This is a genomic window from Cellulomonas sp. ES6 (assembly GCF_030053835.1).
Classification (GTDB): domain Bacteria; phylum Actinomycetota; class Actinomycetes; order Actinomycetales; family Cellulomonadaceae; genus Cellulomonas.
In genome coordinates this window covers 1906798-1929009 of the sequence record NZ_CP125655.1, presented here as the reverse complement: position 1 = coordinate 1929009, position 22212 = coordinate 1906798, and the positions used below count along the sequence as shown (strand labels likewise).

Annotated in this window: 18 protein-coding genes; 14 read left to right on the top strand and 4 right to left on the bottom strand. The window is 74.5% G+C overall.

Annotated elements, in window-relative coordinates:
• The first annotated feature begins 25 nt into the window (after nucleotides 1-25).
• The 10 genes from P9841_RS09105 to mmsB all read left to right on the top strand — a co-directional run bounded on the left by P9841_RS09105 (nucleotide 26) and on the right by mmsB (nucleotide 13691).
• On the top strand, nucleotides 26-961 hold the full coding sequence (locus tag P9841_RS09105) for a hypothetical protein (protein ID WP_283321696.1): 936 nt from the start codon (nucleotides 26-28) through the stop codon (nucleotides 959-961).
• Entirely contained in the window at nucleotides 954-3233 is a 2280-nt protein-coding gene (locus tag P9841_RS09100) for a permuted SH3 domain-containing protein (RefSeq protein WP_283321695.1), read from the top strand. Before P9841_RS09105 ends, P9841_RS09100 begins: the two co-directional genes overlap by 8 nt.
• Before the next feature lie 152 nt (nucleotides 3234-3385).
• Complete coding sequence (gene proC / locus P9841_RS09095; protein WP_283321694.1) at nucleotides 3386-4234, top strand: pyrroline-5-carboxylate reductase; 849 nt, start codon at nucleotides 3386-3388, stop codon at nucleotides 4232-4234.
• Nucleotides 4235-4274: 40 nt separating this feature from the next.
• A complete protein-coding gene (locus P9841_RS09090; protein ID WP_283321693.1) occupies nucleotides 4275-5273 on the top strand; it encodes a LacI family DNA-binding transcriptional regulator in 999 nt (332 codons plus the stop codon).
• 131 nt (nucleotides 5274-5404) lie between these two features.
• Nucleotides 5405-7006, top strand: coding sequence for a xylulokinase (locus P9841_RS09085; protein WP_283321692.1), 1602 nt, complete (start codon nucleotides 5405-5407; stop codon nucleotides 7004-7006).
• Between the two features lie 31 nt (nucleotides 7007-7037).
• A complete protein-coding gene (locus P9841_RS09080) occupies nucleotides 7038-7793 on the top strand; it encodes an L-ribulose-5-phosphate 4-epimerase (RefSeq protein WP_222171165.1) in 756 nt (251 codons plus the stop codon).
• The gene (gene araA, locus P9841_RS09075) at nucleotides 7790-9295 is read left to right on the top strand and encodes an L-arabinose isomerase (RefSeq protein WP_283321691.1); all 1506 of its coding nucleotides are present in this window, start codon (nucleotides 7790-7792) and stop codon (nucleotides 9293-9295) included. Before P9841_RS09080 ends, araA begins: the two co-directional genes overlap by 4 nt.
• A 429-nt stretch (nucleotides 9296-9724) precedes the next feature.
• On the top strand, nucleotides 9725-10870 hold the full coding sequence (gene chvE / locus P9841_RS09070) for a multiple monosaccharide ABC transporter substrate-binding protein (protein ID WP_283321905.1): 1146 nt from the start codon (nucleotides 9725-9727) through the stop codon (nucleotides 10868-10870).
• Nucleotides 10871-10974: 104 nt separating this feature from the next.
• On the top strand, nucleotides 10975-12513 hold the full coding sequence (gene mmsA / locus P9841_RS09065) for a multiple monosaccharide ABC transporter ATP-binding protein (RefSeq protein ID WP_283321690.1): 1539 nt from the start codon (nucleotides 10975-10977) through the stop codon (nucleotides 12511-12513).
• The gene (gene mmsB, locus P9841_RS09060) at nucleotides 12510-13691 is read left to right on the top strand and encodes a multiple monosaccharide ABC transporter permease (RefSeq protein WP_222171168.1); all 1182 of its coding nucleotides are present in this window, start codon (nucleotides 12510-12512) and stop codon (nucleotides 13689-13691) included. The genes mmsA and mmsB overlap by 4 nt, the downstream gene beginning before the upstream one ends.
• Before the next feature lie 120 nt (nucleotides 13692-13811).
• Here the strand turns inward: mmsB and P9841_RS09055 are convergent, their stop codons facing one another.
• The 4 genes from P9841_RS09055 to P9841_RS09040 form a co-directional block, all read right to left on the bottom strand.
• On the bottom strand, nucleotides 13812-15032 hold the full coding sequence (locus P9841_RS09055; RefSeq protein ID WP_283321689.1) for a PP2C family protein-serine/threonine phosphatase: 1221 nt from the start codon (nucleotides 15030-15032) through the stop codon (nucleotides 13812-13814).
• Between the two features lie 157 nt (nucleotides 15033-15189).
• Entirely contained in the window at nucleotides 15190-16362 is a 1173-nt protein-coding gene (locus P9841_RS09050; protein ID WP_283321688.1) for an ROK family transcriptional regulator, read from the bottom strand.
• Entirely contained in the window at nucleotides 16359-17072 is a 714-nt protein-coding gene (locus P9841_RS09045; RefSeq protein WP_459349115.1) for a potassium channel family protein, read from the bottom strand. Before P9841_RS09045 ends, P9841_RS09050 begins: the two co-directional genes overlap by 4 nt.
• 25 nt (nucleotides 17073-17097) lie before the next feature.
• Complete coding sequence (locus P9841_RS09040) at nucleotides 17098-18474, bottom strand: TrkH family potassium uptake protein (RefSeq protein ID WP_283321687.1); 1377 nt, start codon at nucleotides 18472-18474, stop codon at nucleotides 17098-17100.
• A gap of 111 nt (nucleotides 18475-18585) precedes the next feature.
• On the opposite strand from P9841_RS09040, the gene P9841_RS09035 reads away from it, so the two are divergent.
• The 4 genes from P9841_RS09035 (at nucleotide 18586) to P9841_RS09020 (ending at nucleotide 22210) form a co-directional block, all read left to right on the top strand.
• On the top strand, nucleotides 18586-19764 hold the full coding sequence (locus P9841_RS09035; RefSeq protein ID WP_283321686.1) for an acetoin utilization protein AcuC: 1179 nt from the start codon (nucleotides 18586-18588) through the stop codon (nucleotides 19762-19764).
• Nucleotides 19765-19967: 203 nt separating this feature from the next.
• The gene (locus tag P9841_RS09030) at nucleotides 19968-20213 is read left to right on the top strand and encodes a helix-turn-helix domain-containing protein (protein WP_222171172.1); all 246 of its coding nucleotides are present in this window, start codon (nucleotides 19968-19970) and stop codon (nucleotides 20211-20213) included.
• A gap of 195 nt (nucleotides 20214-20408) precedes the next feature.
• Nucleotides 20409-20507: a 30S ribosomal protein bS22 gene (locus tag P9841_RS09025; RefSeq protein ID WP_003792170.1), complete on the top strand. Its 99-nt coding sequence runs from the start codon at nucleotides 20409-20411 to the stop codon at nucleotides 20505-20507.
• A 356-nt stretch (nucleotides 20508-20863) separates the two neighbouring features.
• Entirely contained in the window at nucleotides 20864-22210 is a 1347-nt protein-coding gene (locus tag P9841_RS09020; protein ID WP_283321685.1) for an extracellular solute-binding protein, read from the top strand.
• Nucleotides 22211-22212 lie beyond the last annotated feature (2 nt).

Below are 22212 nucleotides of genomic sequence, written 5' to 3'. Positions count from 1 at the left end.
CCCCGCCCGCACCCCGAGGAGAGACATGACCACCACCACGCGCACCCGCCGGACGCTGCGACCCCGCGCCGGCAGGTCCGGCGCCGTCGGCGCGATCGGCACCGTGGCGCTGCTGACCCTGGTCGGCGCGTGCTCGTCCGGCACCGCCGCGTCCGAGGCGGCTCCGGCCGCGACCTCGGGGACCGCCCAGGACCCCGCCGCCGCGGCGGGCACGGGCCGCGGGCCGGGCGGCGGCACCAGCGGCGAGATCGCCGCCGTGTCGGACGCGCTGATGCAGGTGCAGGGCGACGACGGGCAGACCGCGGTGACGTGGGACGACGGCACGACGATCACGCAGACGGTCGCGGCGTCGCTCGCGGACGTGACCGTCGGGTCGTGCGTCGTCGTGCTCGGCGCGGGCGACGACACGGCGGCGACGAGCGTCGCCGTGAGCGCCGCGACCGACGGCGCGTGCACGGCGGGCCCCGGCGGCTCCGGCGGCGGCGCGTGGGGGGACGGCGAGCGGCCCTCGGGCATGCCGACGGACATGCCCGACGCGCCCGCGGACGGCGAGCGGCCCGACGGAGCCCCGACGGGCATGCCCGACGGGATGGTGCCCGGCGGCGGTCTGACCGCCGGGCTCGTCACCGAGGTGTCCGGCAGCACGATCACCGTGGAGAGCACCGGCATCCCGACGGGCGACGACGACGGCACGGCGGCAGGCGGCGACGCGACCACCACGACGGTCACCGTCGACGACGCGACGGCCTACACGACGACCGCCGCGACCGACGCGTCCGCCATCGCGGTCGGGCTCTGCGTGCTCGCGCAGGGCGAGGCCGACGACTCCGGGCAGGTCGCCGCCACGAGCCTGACGCTGTCCGAGCCGGGCGACGACGGCTGCACCAGCGGGTTCGGCGGCGGGTTCGGCGGGATGCCGGGCCGTCCCGGCGCCGAGGACGGGGAGGCCGCCGGTGCGTGACAGCCTGCGCCGCGTCCGCCCCCGGGTCCCGCGGCGGTGGCGGGACGGACCCGCGCGGCCGCCGCGGCCCTCGCGCCGCCCCCGCCGGCACCGGCGCGTCGTCGCGGGCGGCGTGGCCGGTGCGCTCGCCCTGCTGCTGGCGGGCGGCGGGGTGGCCCTCGCGCTGACCCGGACGTCCGGCCCGGGCTACCGGACCGCGACCGCGGAGCCCGGGACGGTGGACCAGACGGTCGACACCACCGGGACGGTCGCCTCCGCGACCCGCTCGGACCGGGCGTTCCCGGTCGCCGGGACGGTGGCGGACGTCGCCGTGGCGGTCGGCGACACCGTCACCGCGGGGCAGGTGCTGGCCTCGCTGGACCCCACCTCCCTGGAGGACGCCGTGACCGACGCGGAGCAGGCGCTCGCGGACGCGCAGCAGCAGCTCGAGGACGACATCGAGTCGCAGACCTCGACCAGCAGCACCTCGACCGACGCGTCGAGCGGGGCGTCGTCGGCCGGTGCCTCGGGCGCCGGGGATGCGACGGCCGCCGACGGCGCGGCCACCCCGTCCGCGCCCGCCGCGCAGACCTCGACGGGGTCGGGCAGCGGGGGCTCGGGCTCGTCGGGACAGGGCTCGGGCTCGTCGGACCCGGGCGGGTCGGGCGGCTCGGGCGGGTCGGACCAGGGCGCCGCCGCGGCTGCCGTCGCCGCGGTGACGGCGGCGCAGCGCGCGCTGCTGGCGCAGTACGAGACCGCGCAGGGGCTGCTGGTCACCGCCTCGGACGCGGTCACCACGGCCCGGGACACCTGCCAGCCGTTCCTCGACCTCGACGGGACCACGGACGGCGGGGGCGGGGACACGGGCGGCACGGACGGCGACGACGGGTCCGGCGGCACCGGCGGGTCCGGCGACGGCGGCGCGGACGAGGCGGGCGGCACCGCGGGCTCGGCCGACGGCGCCACCACCGAGGACGGCACGACCGAGGACGGCACCGCCACCGACGGCACCGCCACCGACGGCACCGCCACCGAGGACGCGACCACCGCGCAGACCAGTGCGCTCACCACCGGGTCGACCCCCGCGGTGGTCCTGGCGGCGGCCGTCACGACGGACGCCACGGGCACCGCCGACGCGCAGGAGCAGCTCGCCGCGTGCCAGGACGCGACCGCCGCGGTGCTCGACGCGCAGACCGCGGTGGACGAGGCGCAGAGCGCGCTGCAGCAGCTCGCCGCCGACCTGGACGAGGCTGTCACCGACGCGCTCGCGGCCCTGTCCTCCGGCACCGGCGGCACCGGCGGCACCGACGGCTCCGGCGGGTCGGGCACGGACGGCACCGACGGCACGGGCACCGACGGCACGGGCACGGGCACGGACGGCACGGGCACCGCGCCCACCACGGGCACGGGCGGGCAGGACGCCGGCGCGGAGGCTCCCGCCGGCACCACGTCGGGATCGGGTGCGTCCGCCTCCGGGACGTCCGCGGCCGGGGCCACGGGCGGCGGCGTGGTCGCGAGCGCCGCCGACCTGCTGGCCGACCAGGCCCGGATCGACGAGGCGGAGGCCGACCTGGCGGTGGCGCAGAGCCGGCTCGCCCTGGTGGACCTCACCACGCCGGTCGCCGGCACGGTGGCGGCGGTGTCGATCGCGGCGGGCGACACGGTCGAGGCCGGGTCGACGTCGGCGGTCATCACCGTCCTGGGCGACGACGGCTGGACCGTGTCGACCACGGTGCCGCTCACCCAGGTGGACCTGCTCGAGGTCGGGCAGTCCGCGGACGTCTCCGTGGCGACCTCGGACGCGGACCTCACGGGGACGGTGACGGCGATCGGCGTGCTGAACGCGTCGACCTCGTCCGCGGACCCGTCGTACACCGTGGACATCGCCCTGGACGCGCAGGAGGCGGCCCTGTTCGACGGGTCGTCCGCGCAGGTGTCGGTCGCGGTGGCGTCGTCGGCGGACACGCTGACGGTGCCGTCCTCCGCGGTGCACCTGGACGGCACGACGGCGACGGTGCAGGTGCTGCGCGACGGCGTGGTGCAGGACGTCGAGGTGGAGCGCGGGGCGGTCGGCGCGGAGCGCACGGAGATCGTCGAGGGGCTGTCCGCGGGCGACGAGGTCGTCCTGGCGGACCTCGGCGTGGAGCTGGACCCCGGCGACGACGCGTCGAGCTCGGGGCTGACGGGCCTGTCCGGGTCGTCGAACGACAACCGGCAGCAGGTCGGAGGCGGCATGATGGGTCCGGGTGGTGCAGCCGGCGGCGCCCAGGGGATGGCCCCGCCGGGCTCCTGAGCCGCTCCCACGGACGGCGTCCGGTCCGACCCGCCTCCCCCTGCGCCGGTCGGGCCGGGCGCCCCGCGTCCCGCCCGGGGTCCGCGTGCCGGACTAGGCTCGCCCACCGACGGCCGGTGCGCGCGGCCGCGTCCCCGGCACGAGGAGCGTCCATGTCCGACAGCACGGCTCGACCGCACACGGCGGTCCTCGGCGGCGGCGTCATGGGCGAGGCCCTGGTCACCGCCCTCCTCGCGGCGGGCTGGACGGCGGACGACGTCGACGTCACGGAGCGCTCGGCGGCGCGGGCGACCGAGCTGTCGGGCCGCTACGGCGTGCGGGCGGCGGACCCGAACGCGAAGGCCGCCCGCCGGGCCGGCCTGGTGCTGGTGGCGGTCAAGCCGCAGGTGGTGCCGGAGGTGCTGGCGGAGATCGCGCCGGCGCTGCGCCCGGGGACGCTCGTGGTGTCCGTCGCGGCGGGCGTGCCGCTGGCGGTGTACGAGAACGCCCTGCCCGAGGGCACCCCGGTCGTGCGGGTCATGCCGAACACGCCGGCGCTGGTCGGCAAGGGGGCGAGCGCGATCGCCGCCGGGACGCACGCGACCGAGGAGCACCTGGCGCTGACGGAGACCGCGCTGGCGGCGACCGGCCTCGTGGTGCGGGTCGCGGAGAAGGACCTCGACGCGGTGACGGCGGTGTCCGGCTCCGGCCCGGCGTACGCCCTGTACCTGGTGGACGCCATGGCCGAGGCCGGCGTGCTGCTCGGGCTGACCCGCGAGCTCGCGACGCGGCTGGCGGTCGCGACCGTCGAGGGCGCCGGTGCGCTCGCGGCGTCCACGGGCGACCACCCGGTGGTGCTGCGCGAGCGCGTCTCGTCGCCCGGCGGGACCACGGTGGCGGCGGTGGCGCAGCTCGACGCCCACGGCGTGCGGGCGGGCGTCGTCGCGGCGGCGCGTGCGGCGTACGACCGGTCCCGGGAGCTGGGCGCGGCCGCCCGGCCCGCCCCCGGCGCGGAGCGGTAGGCCCGCCGTGGCCGGCGTCCCGGCCCGCCGCCCGCCGGCGATGAGCGACGTCGCCGCGCTCGCGGGCGTCTCGCACCAGACGGTGTCCCGGGTGCTGAACGAGCACCCGAGCGTCCGCCCGGAGACCCGCGAGCGGGTGCAGCGGGCCATCGCCGAGCTCGGGTACCGGCGCAACAGCGCGGCGCGGGCCCTGGTCACGCGTCGCTCGGGCGCCCTGGGGGTCGTCACGACGTCGTCGGCGCACCACGGGCCGACGAGCACGCTGCTCGGCCTGGAGAGCGCCGCCCGGGAGGTCGGCTACTACGTGAGCGTCGCCGCGATCGACCGGTTCGACGCCGGCACCCTGCGCGGGGCGCTCGAGCACTTCCTCGACCAGGGCGTCGAGGGCATCGCGATCATCGCGCCGCAGGTCGACGTGGCGGACGCGGTGGCGGAGGCTGCCGCCCCGGTGCCCGTGGTGACGGTGACGTCGGGGCCGCTGGTCGAGCCCGCCGCGCAGCACGCGCGCATCGTGGCGGTGGGCGTCGACCAGCGCGACGGCGCCCGCTCCGCGACCCGTCACCTCGCGGGGCTCGGCCACCGGGAGGTCGTGCACCTGGCGGGACCGCAGGACTGGTTCGACGCGCGCGAGCGCCTGGCGGGCTGGCGGGAGGCGTGCGCGGCGGCGGGTGTCGCGGCACCGGACCCGGTGGAGGTCGACTGGTCGGCGGAGTCGGGCTATCGCCAGGGGCTGCGGATGGTCGAGGACGGGTTGCCGACGGCGGTGTTCGCGGCGAACGACCAGCTCGCGCTCGGCCTGCTGCGGGCGTTCTGGGAGCGGGGCCTGCGGGTGCCGCAGGACGTCTCGGTGGTGGGGTTCGACGACGAGGCGGGCGCGGCGTACTTCGTGCCGCCGCTGACGACCGTGCGGCAGGACTTCCCCGCGCTGGGGCGGTCGGCGATCGCCGCGCTGGTGCGCGCGCTCGCCGACGAGGACGTGCCCCGCACCCTGCTCCCGGCCACGCTGGTGGTCCGTGCGAGCTCCGCCGCGCCGCGCTGACCGGCACGGTTGGCGCGGCCGTGTGTGAGCGCTAACATCGTGCGCGGTGACCGGCGCCGCGGACGGGTGAGCGCCGGCCGGGCACGCCACGCCCCGGGCAGAGCAGCCCGCACGAGGGACGGAGCACCGCCATGGCGCAGGAGCACGACGACGTCGCACGCGCGGCGATCACGCAGGGACGCACGTCGCTGGGCATCGAGCTGGGCTCGACCCGCATCAAGGCCTGCCTCATCGGGCCGGACCACGCCCCGCTCGCCACGGGCAGCCACGCGTGGGAGAACCAGCTCGTCGACGGGGTCTGGACCTACTCGCTCGACGCGGTGTGGGAGGGCCTGCGCGCAGCGGTGGCCGACCTGCACGCCGACGTCGAGCGCCGCCACGGCGTCCGCCTCGGGTCCGTGGGCGCCCTCGGCGTCTCCGCGATGATGCACGGCTACCTCCCGTTCGACGCGCAGGGCGAGCTGCTCGTCCCGTTCCGCACGTGGCGCAACACCTCGACGGGCCCGGCCGCCGCCGCGCTCACCGAGCTGCTCGGGTACAACATCCCGCTGCGCTGGTCGGTCGCGCACCTCTACCAGGCGGTGCTGGACGACGAGCCGCACGTGCCGCAGATCGCCTCGTTCACCACGCTGGCCGGCTACGTGCACCGGCGCCTCACGGGGCGCCACGTGCTGGGCGTCGGCGACGCCTCGGGCATGTTCCCGGTGGACCCCGCGACCCGCGACTACGACGCGCGGATGCTGGCGCAGGCCGACGAGCTGATCGCCGCGCGCCGGCCCGGGACGTCGCTGCGCGACCTGCTGCCGGAGGTGCTGGTCGCCGGTCAGGACGCGGGCCGGCTGACCGAGGAGGGCGCCGCCCTGCTCGACCCGTCGGGGGCGCTGCGCCCCGGCACGCCGCTCTGCCCGCCCGAGGGCGACGCCGGCACCGGCATGGTCGCGACCGGCTCCGTGGCGCCCCGCACCGGCAACGTCAGCGCGGGCACCAGCATCTTCGCGATGGTCGTGCTCGAGCAGCCGCTGCAGCGGGTGCACCACGAGCTCGACCTCGTCACGACGCCCGCGGGCGACCTCGTCGCGATGGTGCACTGCAACAACGGCGCCTCGGAGCTGGACGCGTGGGCCGGCCTGTTCGGCGAGTTCGCGACCGCGCTGGGCGCCCCCGCGGGTGCCGACGCGGTGTTCGGCGCGCTGTTCCGCGCGGCGCTGGACGGGGAGGCGGACGGCGGCGGCCTGCTGGCGTACAACTACCTCGCCGGCGAGCCGATCACCGGTCTGGAGGAGGGGCGGCCGCTGGTGGTCCGGACGCCGGGCAGCCGCCTGACGCTCGCGAACTTCATGCGCACCCAGATCTCCTCGGCGTTCGGCACGCTCGCGCTGGGCATGCGCGTGCTGTCCGGCGAGGGCGTCGCCATCGACTCGATGTTCGCGCACGGCGGCATGTTCAAGACCGCCGGCGTGGCGCAGCGCCTGCTGGCCGCCGCCGTCGACGCGCCCGTCGCCGTCGGCGAGACCGCGGCGGAGGGCGGCGCGTGGGGCATCGCGGTGCTCGCGGCCTACCTCGACGCGGCGGGCGACACCGACCTGGGCACCTACCTGGCCGAGCGGGTGTTCGGGGACGTCGTCCTCGACACGGTGACGCCGGACGCCGCCGACGTGGCGGGCTTCGCCGCGTTCCTCGACCGCTACGAGGCGGGGCTGGCCGTCGAGCGCGCCGCCACCACCGCCCTGTGACCCGCTCCCCGACCCTGGAGGCAGACCCGCGATGACCACGACCCTGGCCGACTACCCGCAGGAGGTGCGTGACGCCGTCGCGCGCACCCGCGAGGTCGTCTCGGCCCTGCACGCCGAGCTGCCCCGCTGGGGCCTGATCGTCTGGACGGCCGGCAACGTCTCGCAGCGCGTGCCGGTGTCGCCCGACGGCACGCCGTCCGAGGCCGACCTGTTCGTCATCAAGCCGTCGGGCGTGACGTACGACGAGCTGACCCCGGAGTCGATGGTGGTGTGCGACCTCGACGGGAACCTCGTGGAGGGCACCCGCTCGCCGTCGTCGGACACGGCCGCGCACGCGTACGTCTACCGCCACATGCCGCGCGTCGGCGGCGTCGTGCACACCCACTCCACCTACGCGACCGCCTGGGCCGCCCGGGCCGAGCCGGTGCCGTGCGTGCTGACGATGATGGCGGACGAGTTCGGCGGCGACATCCCGATCGGCCCGTTCGCGCTGATCGGCGACGACTCCATCGGCCGCGGCATCGTCGAGACGCTGCGGGACTCCCGCAGCCCCGCGGTGCTCATGCAGAACCACGGCCCGTTCACGATCGGCAGGGACGGCAAGGCCGCGGTGAAGGCGGCCGCGATGGTCGAGGAGGTCGCGCGCACCGTGCACGTCTCCCGCCAGCTCGGGGAGCCGCTGCCGATCCCGCAGGAGCAGGTCGACTCGCTGTACGCCCGGTACCAGAACGTCTACGGCCAGGGCAGCACCGGTGCTGCCGCCACCACGAAGGAGCAGGACGCATGACCAAGCCCTACGCACGCGAGATCTGGTTCTTCACGGGGAGCCAGGACCTGTACGGGGAGGACACCCTCCGCCAGGTGGCCGAGCAGTCGCAGGAGGTCGCGCGCCTGCTGGACGCGTCCCCGGACGTGCCGGCGACGGTCGTCTGGAAGCCGGTGCTCAAGGACTCCGTGTCGATCCGCCGGGCGATGCTCGACGCGAACTCGGACGACCGGGTGCTCGGCGTGATCACGTGGATGCACACGTTCAGCCCGGCGAAGATGTGGATCGCGGGCCTCGACGCCCTGCGCAAGCCCCTGCTGCACCTGCACACCCAGGCCGGCGTCGAGCTGCCGTGGTCCACCATCGACATGGACTTCATGAACCTCAACCAGGCCGCGCACGGCGACCGGGAGTACGCGTACATCGCGTCCCGCCTGGGCGTCGCCCGCACGACCGTCGTCGGCCACGCGTCGAACCCGGCCGTGACGAAGCGCGTCGGCACCTGGGCCCGCGCCGCGGCCGGCTGGGCGGCGACGCACGAGCTGAAGCTCGCCCGGTTCGGGGACAACATGCGCAACGTCGCGGTCACCGAGGGCGACAAGACCGAGGCCGAGCTGCGGTTCGGCGTCTCGGTCAACACCTGGGGCGTCAACGACCTGGTCGCGGCCGTCGACGCGGTCGCGGACTCCGACGTCGACCGCGTCGTGGCCGAGTACGAGGACCTGTACGACGTCGTGGCCGAGCTGCGCCGCGGCGGCGAGCGGCACGAGTCGCTGCGGTACGCCGCCCGGCAGGAGGTCGCGCTCGAGACGTTCCTGACCGGGCTGGGCGCGAAGGCGTTCACGACGAACTTCGAGGACCTCGGCGCGCTGCGCCAGCTCCCGGGCATCGCCGTGCAGCGCCTCATGGCGAAGGGCTACGGGTTCGGGGCGGAGGGCGACTGGAAGACGGCCGTCCTGGTGCGCGCGGCCAAGGTCATGGGCGAGGGCCTGCCCGGCGGCGCGTCGCTGATGGAGGACTACACCTACGACCTGACGCCGGGCGCGGAGAAGATCCTCGGCGCCCACATGCTCGAGATCTGCCCCTCCCTGACCACGTCGACGCCGAAGGTGGAGATCCACCCGCTCGGCATCGGCGGCAAGGAGGACCCGGTCCGCATGGTGTTCGACGCGGATCCGGGCGAGGCCGTCGTGGTGTCCCTGGCGGACATGCGGGACCGGTTCCGCATGACCGCGAACGTCGTGGACGTCGTGCCCCCGACGCACGAGCTGCCGAACCTGCCCGTGGCCCGCGCGGTGTGGGAGCCGCGGCCGGACTTCGCGACGTCGGCCGAGGCGTGGCTGACGGCGGGCGGCGCGCACCACACGGTGATGTCGACCGCGGCGGGCGTGGAGGCGTTCGAGATCTACGCGGACATCGCCGGCACCGAGCTGCTGGTGATCGACGAGCACACCACGCGGCGCGGATTCCGCGACCAGGTGCGGTGGAACCAGGTGTACTACCGCCTCGCCCAGGGGCTCTGAGCCCGCAGCGCGAGCCGCGACGGCCCGTCCCGCACCCCGCGGGGCGGGCCGTTGCTGTGTTCAGGGCCGGCGGGGCGCGGACCGTCGTGGAGCCGATCACACGGGAGAAACCGACCGCATGAGTTCGGCCGCCAAACTCAAGATCGGCAGACGAGTGTGGGCCGAACGGGGGTCCGCGGGCGCGGAAGTGAGCGCGCACAAACGCCCTGACCTGCACGTACACACGTCGTGATCGACCGTTATCCATCTGCAACCTTCGAGCCCGAACCTTGGCTTGACTTCCCGAACTCAAGCCCGGGAGAGTGTGCTCCGTGCTCGCCGACGACGGGGGTCCGTGACCCCCCAGGGCGGAGCAGGGCAGGACGGGCGACGGCGCATGACGTGCCCGCAGACGACGAGGTCAGCAACCCTCTCGAGGAGGAGAAGGACATGAAGAGCATCCGGTTCGCCGCGCTCGGCGGCGCGCTCGTGCTCGCTCTCGCGGCATGCTCCGGCGGTGGCGCCGGCAGCAGCGAGGGCGGCGACGGCGGCAGCACCGCGGAGCCCAGCGACCAGACGATCGGCGTCGCGATGCCGACCGAGACCTCGGAGCGCTGGATCGCCGACGGCAACGCCGTCAAGAGCCAGCTCGAGGACCTCGGGTACTCGGTCGACCTGCAGTACGCGGCCGACGACATCCCGACGCAGTCGCAGCAGATCGAGCAGATGATCACGAAGGGCGTCGACCTGCTGATCGTCGCCTCCATCGACGGCACCGCGCTGGCCAACCAGCTGCAGTCCGCCGCCGACGCCGGCATCCCGGTCATCGCGTACGACCGCCTGATCCGCGACACCGAGAACGTCGACTTCTACGTCACGTTCGACAACTACAACGTGGGTGTCCAGCAGGCCACCTCGCTGCTCGTGGGCCTCGGCCTGCTCACCGAGGACGGCTCCGAGGGCGACGCCACCGGCCCGTTCAACATCGAGCTGTTCGCCGGCTCGCTGGACGACAACAACGCGCACTTCTTCTTCCAGGGCGCGATGGACACCCTCCAGCCGTACATCGACGAGGGCACCCTCGTCGTGAAGTCCGGCCAGACCGACATCGAGCAGGTCGCCACGCTCCGCTGGCTGCAGGAGACCGCCCAGAAGCGCATGGAGGACCTCCTGACCTCCACGTACGCGGACGGCTCGAAGGTCGACGGCGTGCTGTCGCCCTACGACGGCATCTCCCGCGGCATCATCACGGCGCTGCAGAACGCGGGCTACGGCCCGGGCATCGACGCCGGCCTGCCGATCGTGACCGGCCAGGACGCCGAGATCGCCTCCGTCAAGCTCATCAACGACGGCGTGCAGTTCTCGACGATCTTCAAGGACACCCGCAAGCTCGCCGAGCAGGCCGTCGTCTCCGCGCAGGCGTTCCTCGCCGGCGAGGAGCCGGAGGCCAACGACACCGAGACGTACGAGAACGGCGTCAAGGTCGTCCCGTCCTACCTGCTGGAGTCGGACATCGTCTACGCCGGCAACATCCAGTCGCTCCTGATCGACTCGGGCTACTGGACCGAGGAGCAGGTCGCGAGCGGCCAGGCCTGATCGCCTGACAGCACCCGCGTCACCCCTGGCCGGCCGGCACGAGTCCGGCCGGCCAGGGCCGCGGCGCCCCCCATCGCCCGACGAACGAGGACGGTCGAGGCCGCATGAGCGACCACATCCTGGAAATGCACTCCATCACCAAGACCTTTCCCGGGGTCAAGGCTCTGCAGGACGTCAACCTGAGCGTCAAGCGGGGGGAGATCCACGCCATCTGCGGCGAGAACGGGGCCGGCAAGTCCACCCTCATGAAGGTGCTGTCGGGCGTGTACCCGCACGGCACCTACGACGGTGAGATCCGCTTCGACGGGGAGACGGTCGAGTTCGGCTCGATCAACGACTCCGAGCACAAGGGGATCGTGATCATCCACCAGGAGCTCGCCCTGGTGCCCTACCTGTCCGTCGCCGAGAACATCTTCCTCGGCAACGAGCGCGAGAGCCGCGGCTTCATCGACTGGAACCGGGCGAACTCCGAGTCGGCGGCGCTGCTCGCGCGGGTCGGCCTCGACGAGAACCCGACCACCCCGATCGGCCAGCTCGGCGTCGGCAAGCAGCAGCTCGTGGAGATCGCCAAGGCGCTCTCCAAGAAGGTGAAGCTGCTCATCCTCGACGAGCCGACCGCGGCCCTGAACGACTCGGACTCCGAGCACCTGCTCGACCTGCTCCGGCACCTCAAGGGCCAGGGCATCACCTGCATCATGATCTCGCACAAGCTCAACGAGATCGCCGAGATCGCCGACTCCACGACGATCATCCGGGACGGCCGCACCATCGAGACGCTCGACATGGTGGCCGACCAGGTGACGCAGGAGCGGATCATCAAGGGCATGGTCGGCCGCGACCTCGAGCACCGGTACCCGGAGCACGTGTCGCACGTCGGCGAGGAGGTCTTCCGCGTGGAGGACTGGCACGTCGAGCACCCGACGCAGCCCGGCCGCGTGGTCGTCGACGGCGCGTCGTTCGAGGTCAAGGCCGGCGAGATCGTCGGCATCGCGGGCCTCATGGGCGCCGGGCGCACCGAGCTCGCGATGAGCATCTTCGGTCGCTCCTACGGCCGGAACATCTCCGGGAAGGTCTTCCTGCACGGCAAGGAGATCTCCACCCGCAGCGTGGCCGAGGCCATCAAGCACGGTCTGGCCTACGCCACGGAGGACCGCAAGACCTACGGCCTCAACCTCATCGAGGACATCCGCCGCAACATCTCGGCCGCCGCGCTCGGCAAGCTGTCGAAGGGCGGCTGGGTCAACGGCAACGAGGAGATCAAGGTCGCCGAGGAGTACCGGCGGTCGATGAACATCAAGTCGCCGACGGTCATGGCCCTGGCGGGCAAGCTGTCCGGCGGCAACCAGCAGAAGGTCGTCCTGTCCAAGTGGATCTACACCGACCCCGAGGTGCTGATCCTGGACGAGCCGACCCGCGGCATCGACGTCGGTGCCAAGTACGAGATCTACACGATCATCAACAAGCTCGCTGACTCCGGGAAGGCCGTCGTGGTCATCTCCTCCGAGCTGCCCGAGCTGCTCGGCATCTGCGACCGCATCTACACCCTGGCCTTCGGCCGGATCACGGGTGTGCTGCCGCGTGCCGAGGCGACCCAGGAACGGCTCATGGAGCTCATGACGAAGGAAAGGGAGACGGTCCGATGACGGCGGTCGACGGCCTGCGGGACATCTTCACGAAGAACCTGCGGACGAGTGGTATCTACATCGCGTTCGTCGCGATCATCGCGCTGTTCGCGTTCCTGACGGACGGCCTGCTCCTGGCGCCGAACAACGTCACGAACATCGTGCTGCAGTACTCGTACATCCTGATCCTCGCGATCGGCATGGTGATCGTCATCATCGGCGGGCACATCGACCTGTCGGTCGGGTCGGTCGTGGCGCTCACCGGTGCGGTCTCCGCGATCCTCGTGATCAAGAACGGCCAGCCGTGGTGGGTCGGCATCCTCGCCGCGCTCGTGGTGGGCGTCCTGGTCGGTGCGTGGCAGGGCTTCTGGGTCGCGTACGTCGGCATCCCGGCGTTCATCGTGACGCTGGCCGGCATGCTCCTGTTCCGCGGCCTCACCTACGAGGTGCTGGACAACATCTCCCTGTCGCCGTTCCCGCAGACCTACCAGAAGGTGGCCGGCGGGTTCCTCAACGGGCTGTTCGGCGGTCCGGGCTACGACGTGTTCACGCTGGTCGTCGCGGCGCTCGCCGTGGTCGCCTTCGCGATCAGCTCGTGGCGGTCCCGCATGGGCCGGATCCGGTACCAGCAGGCCGTCGAGGCGATGCCGCTGTTCGTGCTCCGCATCGTCCTGGTCGCCGCGGTCGTCATGGCGTTCGCCTGGCAGCTCGCGCACTCCCGCGGCCTGCCGATCGTGCTCATCATCCTCGCGGTGCTGATCCTCGCCTACAACGTCGTGACGAACCGGACGGTGTTCGGCCGCCACGTGTACGCCATCGGCGGCAACCTCAACGCCGCGCAGCTGTCCGGCGTGAAGGTCAAGCAGGTCAACTTCTGGATCTTCGTCAACATGGGCCTGCTCGCCGGTGTCGCGGGTGCGATCTACTCGTCCCGCTCCAACGGCGCCCAGCCCGGCGCGGGCAACATGTTCGAGCTCGACGCCATCGCCGCCTGCTTCATCGGCGGCGCGTCGACCACCGGCGGTGTCGGCCGCGTGACCGGCGCCATGGTCGGTGGCCTGATCATGGCCGTCATGTCGAACGGCATGCAGCTCATGGGCGTGCCGCAGTCGACGCAGCAGATCGTCAAGGGCCTCGTGCTCCTGCTGGCCGTCGCGTTCGACATCTTCAACAAGCGCCGCGCGGGCGCCGCTCGCTGAGCACGCCGCGCAGCACGGCCGGGGGCCGGGACGGAGCGATCCGTCCCGGCCCCCGTCGCGTGTGCACAGGGCGGGCACGGGGCGGGCGCAGGGCGGGCACGGGGTGCGCCCGGGACGGGGTCAGGCCGGCGTGCGGCGCAGCGCGACGACCGTGATGTCGTCCGGCCGCGGGTCCGCCACGGCGGCGAGGCGCAGCAGGCGCTGCACGGCCTCGTCGGCGGACGGGCAGTCCAGCAGCTCGCCGGCGATGAGCGGCAGGCACCGCAGGGACCCGTCGAACAGGTCGAGCACCCCGTCGCTGAACGTCACCAGCAGGTCGCCGCGTTCGAGGGTCGTCCGCCCGAGCGCCCGAGCGGCCTCGTCGGAGGCTCCGAGCGGGAGGCCGAGCGCGTCGAGCCGCTCCCACGTCCCGTCCACCCGGACCACGAGGGTCAGGCCGTGGCCGGCGTCGGCGTACGCGAGGTCGCCCGTGGCCGGGTCGAGGCGCGCGTGGAACGCGGTCGCGAACAGCCCGGAGTCCGACAGGTCGGTCTGGAGCACCGCCCCCGCGTGCAGCATCGCCCGGTCGACGGGCTCGCCGTGGGCGGACTCGCGCAGCAGCTCGCGCACCGCGGCGGCCAGCACGGCGGCGGCGGGCCCGCGGCCCATGACGTCCGCCAGGGTCACCACGAGCCCGTCGCCGGCCGCGTACCAGTCGTAGAAGTCGCCGCCGACGGTGCGGCTCGGCAGGCACGCGCCGGCCAGCTCGTACCCCGGGACCCGGGGGGTCTCGCGCGGGAGCAGCCCCATCTGCACCTGCTGCGCCCGGCCGAGCTCGGCGTCCACCCCGAGCTCGTGCGCGACCCAGCCCGCGAGGTCCCGCAGGAGTGCCGTCTGGTCGGCCGTGAACGTGCGCGGCCGGGTGTCGGCGATGCACAGCGTGCCCATCGTGCGGCCGTCGGCGCCGAGCAGCGGGTGCTCGGCGTAGAACCGCAGGCGGACGTCGGGGCCGCGGTCCTCGAGCACGGCCGGTGCCGCGGCGTCCCGCGGCGCGTCCGCCCCGATCAGCGACACGGTCGCGGTCGGGACGTCGAAGACCAGCCGCGCCAGGCGCACCACGCGGTCGAACCGGGGCTCCGGCCCGGCGGCCACCGCCCCCAGGCGCTCGAGGGCCTCCAGCCGGCGGGCGATCGCCGACGGTCCCGGCCCGGCGCCGTCGGCGTCCTGCGCGGGGACCCCGGCCGGCGACCCGGTCGCGCCGGGCTGCCGCGGCACCCCGGCCGGCCCGGGGGAGTCCGGGGTCGCCTGGTCGCCGCCGCGGGGTCCGGGCGCCGGCGATCCGGCGGTCACCGGTGCGGACACCTGGCACCTCCGGTCCCTGCCGCGCCACCTCCGGCGGAGATGGTCCTACATGCGACGGTATCGGCAGATCCGGGGCCGACCTGAGCCCTTCCCGCCCGTCCCACCAGGCACGCCGCGCCCCGGCGGACACCGGTCGGCCCGCCCCGGCGGCCGCGGGTCACCCCGCTGCGGCGTGACCCGCCAGCACCGCGTCGCGCGCGAGCAGCAGTGCGCCGCGCGCGGGGGCGGCGGCGCCGAGGTGCCCCGCGACGACGTCCACGACGGCGCCGGACGTGACGGCGGTGCGCTCGGCCAGGACCTCGCGCAGCGGGTCGAGCAGCAGGTCACCCGCCTCGGCGAGCACGCCGCCGACCACGAGCACGTCCGGGTCGAGCACGGTGCAGACCGACGCGAGCGCGGTGCCCAGGTGCCGGCCGACGTCGGACAGCACCCGCCGGCAGCCGGGGTCGCCCTCGGCCGCGCGTGCCAGGACGTCGCCCAGCGTCATCGGGCCGTGGCTGGCGAGCAGCAGGTCCAGCACCCCGGCCGACCCGGCGTACACCTGGAGGCAGCCGCGGTTCCCGCACGAGCAGACGGGCCCGTCGGGGTCGATGGTCAGGTGGCCCAGCTCGCCGGCGGTGCCGGTGCGGCCGTGCACGACCTCCCCGCCGACCACGATGCCGCCGGAGACCCCCTCGCTGAGCGCGACGTGCACGACGGTGCCGCAGCCGCGCCCGGCGCCCAGCCGGGCCTCCGCCAGCGCCCCGAGGTTGCCGTCGTTGTCGAACACCACGGGCACCCCGGGGGCGGGAGCGAGGAGGCCCGGGGCCGCGACCATGCCGCCCCACCCGGTGCGCACGCCGGAGCCGGCCACCCGGCCCGTGCGCACCTCCACGGGAGCGGGCACCCCGACGCCCACCGCCGCGACGGCCGCGGGGTCGGTCCCGGTCTCCGCCAGCAGCGCGTCCAGCGCCGCCCGGGCCTCCCGGACGGCGCGCTCCGCCCGGTGGCCGCCGGGCAGCGGCACGGACCGTTCCACCGGCACGCCGTCGCCGAGGTCCAGCAGCACCCGGGCCTCGTCGAGGTAGCAGTGGACGCCCGCGAGCACGCCGCCGGGCGTCGCCAGCCAGACCGCCCGCGCGCGCCGCCCGGACCGCGTGGTCGGCGCGACCCGCACCAGGCCCTCCGCGTGCAGCGCCGCCACCGCGGTCGACACGGTGCCCGGCGACAGGCCCGTCGCCGCGACCAGCTCCACCTGGGTGAGCGCGTCCGCCCGGCGCAGCGCGTCCACCAGCAGCGCGCGGCTGTCCCGCGGTCCGGGGCCGGCCGGGCCGCCGCCCCGCCGGTTCACGGCCGGGCCGCGAACCGCTCGAGCAGGTCCGCGTGCCCCGACACGATCAGCAGGTCGTTCGCGGAGATCCGGGTGTCGGGCGTCGCGTAGACGAAGTCGACCCCCGGGCTCTTCACGCCGATCACCGTCACGCCGTACCGCTCCCGGATCCGCGACTGCCCGATCGTGAAGCCCTGCGTCTCGCGCGGCGGCTTCATCTTGACGATCGTGAAGCCGTCCTCGACCTCGATGTAGTCGAGCATCTTCCCCGAGACCAGGTGCGCGACGCGGGACCCGGCGTCCGCCTCCGGCAGCACGACGTGGTGCGCGCCGATGCGCTGCAGGATGCGTGCGTGCTCGGTGCTGATCGCCTTGGCCCAGATCTGCGGGGTGCCGAGGTCCACGAGGTTGCCCGTGATGAGCACCGACGCCTCGAGGTAGGACCCGACACCGACCACGGCGACCGCGAACTCGCGCGCGCCGAGCTGCTCGAGGGCCTCCGGGTTCGTCGCGTCCGCCTCGACCAGCGGGATCCGCCCGGTCCACTGCGCCACGAGCTCCGGGTCGCGCTCGACGGCCAGCACGTCCTGCCCCAGCCGGTCCAGGGTGCCGGCGATCGCCGAGCCGAACCGGCCCAGCCCGATGACGAGGATGCCCGCGTCCCGCTTCGGCTCCTTGCCGGGGCGCGCCTCGTCGCGGGCACGGGGCTGCGCGCCGCCGAGCGGACGCAGCCCGGTCGCCCCGGTCCGCTTCAGGTCATCCAATGATCGGCCTCTCCTCGGGCAGCCGGATGACCCGACGACGGCTGCGCAGCGCGAGCGCCGCGGCCAGCGTCATCGTGCCGGTCCGGCCGATGAACATCAGGACGGTGAGCACGTACTTCCCGGCGTCGGGCAGGTCGCCGGTGATCCCGGTGGACAGACCGACCGTCGCGAACGCCGAGATCACCTCGAACAGCACCACGTCGAGCGTCAGCCCGGTGATCGCGAGCAGCAGCAGGCAGGCCACCAGGACGATCGTCGCACTGACGAGCGACACCGCGATGGCGACCTGCAGCGCCTCGCGCGGGATGCGGCGCCCGAACGCCTCGACGTCGCGGTCGCCCCGGGCCTCCGCGACGATCGCGAGCAGCATGACGGCCAGCGTCGTGACCTTGATGCCGCCGGCCGTGGACGCCGAGCCGCCGCCGACGAACATCAGCGCGTCGTTGAGCAGCCACGTGCCCTCGTGCATCGAGCCGACGTCCACCGTGGAGAACCCGCCGGACCGCGGCATGACCCCCGCGAACAGGGCCGCGAGCAGCGTCTCGCTCCAGCTCAGCGGCGCGAGCGTGCGCGGGTTCGTCCACTCGAACGCCGCCACCACGACGGAGCCGAACACCACGAGCGCGGCGCTGGTCGTGATCGTCAGCTTCGAGTGCAGGCTCCACCGGCGGGGACGCCGCCACGTGCGCGCGACGTTGAGGATCACGGGGAACCCGAGCGACCCGATGAACACGCCGACGATGATGGGCAGCAGCACCCACCAGTCCGAGGCGTACGGGGCCAGGCCCTGCTCGGTGGGGATGAAGCCGGCGTTGTTGAACGCGGACACGGCGTAGAAGCCCGCGTGCCAGACGGCCTCGGCCCAGGAGTCGCCGAGCATCCGCAGCCGCGGCAGCAGCACGAGCGCGATCATGACCTCGAGCAGAGTCGAGGTCATGATGACGGTCTTCACCAGGGAGCCGACCTCGCCGAGCCGCGTGGTCTTCGTCTCCGAGCTGACCAGCAGCTTCTGGGTCAGCCCGATCCGCCGCGACACCGCCAGCCCGAGGATCGACGCGAGGGTCATGACGCCCAGCCCGCCGATCTTGATGCCGACGAGGATCGTCGCCTGGCCCGCGCCCGACCAGTACGTGCCGGTGTCGACGGTGACCAGGCCCGTCACGCAGACCGCCGAGGTGGCGGTGAACAGGGCGTCGACGAACGGCGCGCGCTCCCCGCTCGCCGTGGCCCACGGCATCGACAGCAGCACCGTGAACAGGGCGACGACCGACGCGAAGACGCCGAGCGCGAGCCGGGCCGGCGACTGCCGGGCGAGGCGGTCGACGAGCTCGCGCCCCGACCACAGCACCCCGGGGAGACCCCCAGCCATCCGCCCTCCCGCCCGCCGTCCGACCCCGGTCGCCCGGCCTCCGGGCCGCGCGCGGGCTCCACTGTGGCACGCCCGCGCTGTCCCCGGCGTGCAGCGGCTACGGTGTGGGTCATGACCGGGGTGCGCGTGGTGTGGACCCCCGAGCTCCTGGACTACGACTTCGGACCCGGGCACCCGATGGCGCCCCTGCGCCTCGACCTCACGGTGCGGCTCGCGCGGGCGCTCGGCCTGCTGGACCTGCCGGGCGTCGAGGTGGTCGGCGCCGACCCGGCGTCGGACGCGCAGCTCGAGACCGTCCACGAGGCCGCGTACGTCGAGGCCGTCCGGCGGGCGTCCGACGGCGGCCGGGGTGACGCGTCGCGCGGCATCGGCACCGAGGACGACCCGGTGTTCCCGCGGATGCACGAGGCCGCTGCCCGGATCGTCGGCGGCAGCCGGGAGGCGGCGCTCGCGGTGTGGCGCGGCGAGGCCGACCACGCCGTGAACCTCACGGGCGGGATGCACCACGCGATGCCCGGCGCGGCGTCCGGGTTCTGCCTGTACAACGACGCCGCCGTCGCGATCCGGGCGCTGCTGGCGGACGGCGCCGAGCGGGTCGCGTACGTCGACGTCGACGCCCACCACGGGGACGGGGTCCAGCGGGCGTTCTGGGACGACCCGCGCGTGCTGACCGTGTCGGTGCACGAGAGCGGCGCGACGCTGTTCCCCGGCACCGGGTTCCCGGACGAGACCGGCGGGCCCGGCGCCCCGGGGTCGGCCGTCAACGTCGCGCTGCCGTCCCACACGCAGGACGCCGCGTGGCTGCGCGCGATCGACGCGGTGGTGCCGCCGGTGCTGCGCGCCTTCGCGCCGCAGGTCATGGTCACGCAGCACGGCTGCGACGCGCACGTCGAGGACCCGATCGCGAACCTCGACGTCTCCGTCGACGCCGAGCGCCTGGCGTCGTCGTGGCTGCACGACCTCGCGCACGAGGTGTCCGGCGGCCGGTGGCTCGCGCTGGGCGGCGGGGGCTACGCGGTCGTCGACGTGGTGCCGCGCGCGTGGACGCACCTGCTCGCGATCGCGGCGCACCACCCCCTCGACCCCGCGACCCGGATGCCGCCGGAGTGGCGCGCGCAGGTCGTCGAGCTGTACGGCCGGGAGGGCCCGGGGTCGATGTCCGACGGCGCCGACCTGCGGTGGACCCCGTGGTCGGCGGGGTTCGACCCCGCCGACGACGTGGACCGGGCGGTGCGGGCGACGCGGTCGGCCGTGTTCCCGCTCCTGGGCCTGGACCCCCTGCACGACTGACCGCGGCCGGCCCGGGGGTCGCACCGGTGCCGCCCGCGCCGTGCGTCCGTGGCGTGCGTCCGTGGCGTGGCACCGACCCGCACGGGTGGTCACACCCGCCTCCTCTTTCACAGCAGCCCCACCAGGCTCTAGGGTGTCAGCGCGGCGAACCGTCGCCGCACCCCGTCCCGCGCCCCGAGCGCGCACGAACGAGAAGAGCGGCCATGACGAGCGAGCAGCCCGGGCGCGTGCGGTTCCTCACCGTGGCCGAGGTCGCCGAGGTCATGCGGGTCTCGAAGATGACCGTCTACCGGCTGCTGCACTCCGGCGAGATGCCGGCGGTGCGCGTGGGGCGCTCGTTCCGCGTGCCGCAGGACGCGCTCGACCACTACCTCGCGACCGCGCGGCTCGACCAGGACGTGGACGGCGACGCCGGCGAGGGCCCCCGGGCCGGGCGGCTGTCGTCCTGAAGCAGGTCCTCCCGGTCGTTTCGGCGGCGACCCGCCGGATCGCGTAAGGTGGGGGGCGGACTTTCCCGTGCGTGGGCGTTCCGCGGCAGCCGGGCCGAGGTGATCGGACCGGCTCCCCGGCCGGTCGTGCCGCGCGTCGAACGACCAGAACTGGCGGACGCCCGAGCGCTCGCCACCGGAAGCGAGTGAGGACCCATGGGCTCCGTCATCAAGAAGCGCCGCAAGCGCATGGCGAAGAAGAAGCACCGCAAGCTGCTGCGCAAGACGCGCCACCAGCGCCGCAACAAGAAGTGACCCGCCGCCGCTGACGCGGCGCGGGGACGAGGGCCCGGCCACCCGTAGCGGTGGCCGGGCCCTCGCGCGTCCGCCCACCGCGTGCGTCGAGATTGCCGTCGTTGCTGGGTTCCCGGCTCCGAACCCCGCGTCTGCTGCAATCTCGTCGGGCCGCCTCGGGCCTGGACGGGTCGCGAGAGGCCAGCACGTGGCCGGTCGCGGGCGGGCGGACGCCCCGGTGGTGGCCTCTCGGCGCACGCACGCGGCGCCGCGCGCGGGCGCCCCGCCTTGACGGGTCCGCGTGGCCTTGATTCACTCGCAAGCGTTCTTCAACGATGAAGATCCCGGTGCGCGCACCGGGGCGAGGGGGTCGGGCGATGATCTCAGCAGCGCGCGGCGGACCCGGGGGCACGGCGTTCAGCCGGCGTTCGGTGCTCCGCGGGGCGGTCGCCGGCGCGGGTGCGCTGGCGGGGGCGTGGGCGTTGAGCGGGTGCGGGGGGAGTGCGTCGGCGGCGTCCGCGGACACCCGGATCCAGCTCTGGCACCTGTTCTCCGGCGGCGACGGCGGCATCTTCCAGCAGATGCTCACGGAGGTGCAGCAGGAGGACCCGACGGTCGGCATCGACCCCGTGGTCCTCACCTGGGGCGCCCCGTACTACACCAAGCTCGTCATGGCGTCGGTCGGCGGCCGGTCCCCGGACCTCGCGGCCATGCACCTGACGCGGGTGGCGGGCTGGGTGCCGGGCGGGGTGCTCGACCCGTGGGACCTGGACCGGCTCGCGGACCACGGCGTGACCGAGGACCTGTTCGCGCCGGCCCTGCGGGAGCGGGCGGTGGTCGACGGCCGGCTGTGGGCGGTCCCGCTGGACTTCCACGCGTTCCTGCTGTTCTACGACCGGGGGCTCGCCGACCGGGCGGGTCTGCTGGGCGGCGACGGGAAGCTCGTCGGAGTGGACTCCCCGGACGGCTTCGTCGAGGCCGGCCGGGCGATGGCCGAGGTCACGGGCTACGCGGGCGTCGGGTACGGCTACACGGGCGACGGCGCGCAGATGTCCCGGATGCTGTGGGGCCTGTACGCGCAGACCGGCGCGGAGGTCGTCCTCGACCCCGGCGAGAGGGCCCAGGTCGACCGCGACGCGATGGTCGAGGTCGTCAGCTGGGTGCAGTCGTGGATGGACGACACCGTGGCGATCGCGAACAGCGACTACCCGTCGGCCGTCGCGAACTTCTCGACCGGCCGCGTCGGCATGTGCTTCAACGGCAACTGGGAGCTGCAGTCGTTCCTCACCGCGGGGGTCGACGTGGACGCGATGCCCATGCCGACGGTCTTCGGCTCGCCCGCGACGTACGGCGACTCGCACGTGTTCGTGCTGCCGCACCAGGCGGACCCCGACCCGGACCGCCGCGAGGCGGCCTACGCGACCGTGGCGGCGATGCTCCGCAAGTCGCTGCTGTGGTCGGACGGCGGGCACATCCCGGCCAACCGGGAGGTCACGGCGTCCGCGGAGTACCAGCAGAAGGTGCCGCAGTCGCACTACGCGGTCGCCGCGGAGCAGGCCGTCTTCGACCCCCAGGCGTGGTTCACGGGCTCGGGGTCGGACTTCCAGGCGCGGGTCGGGGAGGCGCTCCAGGGCGCCTGGCTCGACAAGTCGTCGCCCGAGGCGGCGGTCGACCGGCTCATCGCCGCGCTCGACGCCGCCCTGCAGACCAAGCCGCCGGCGTGACA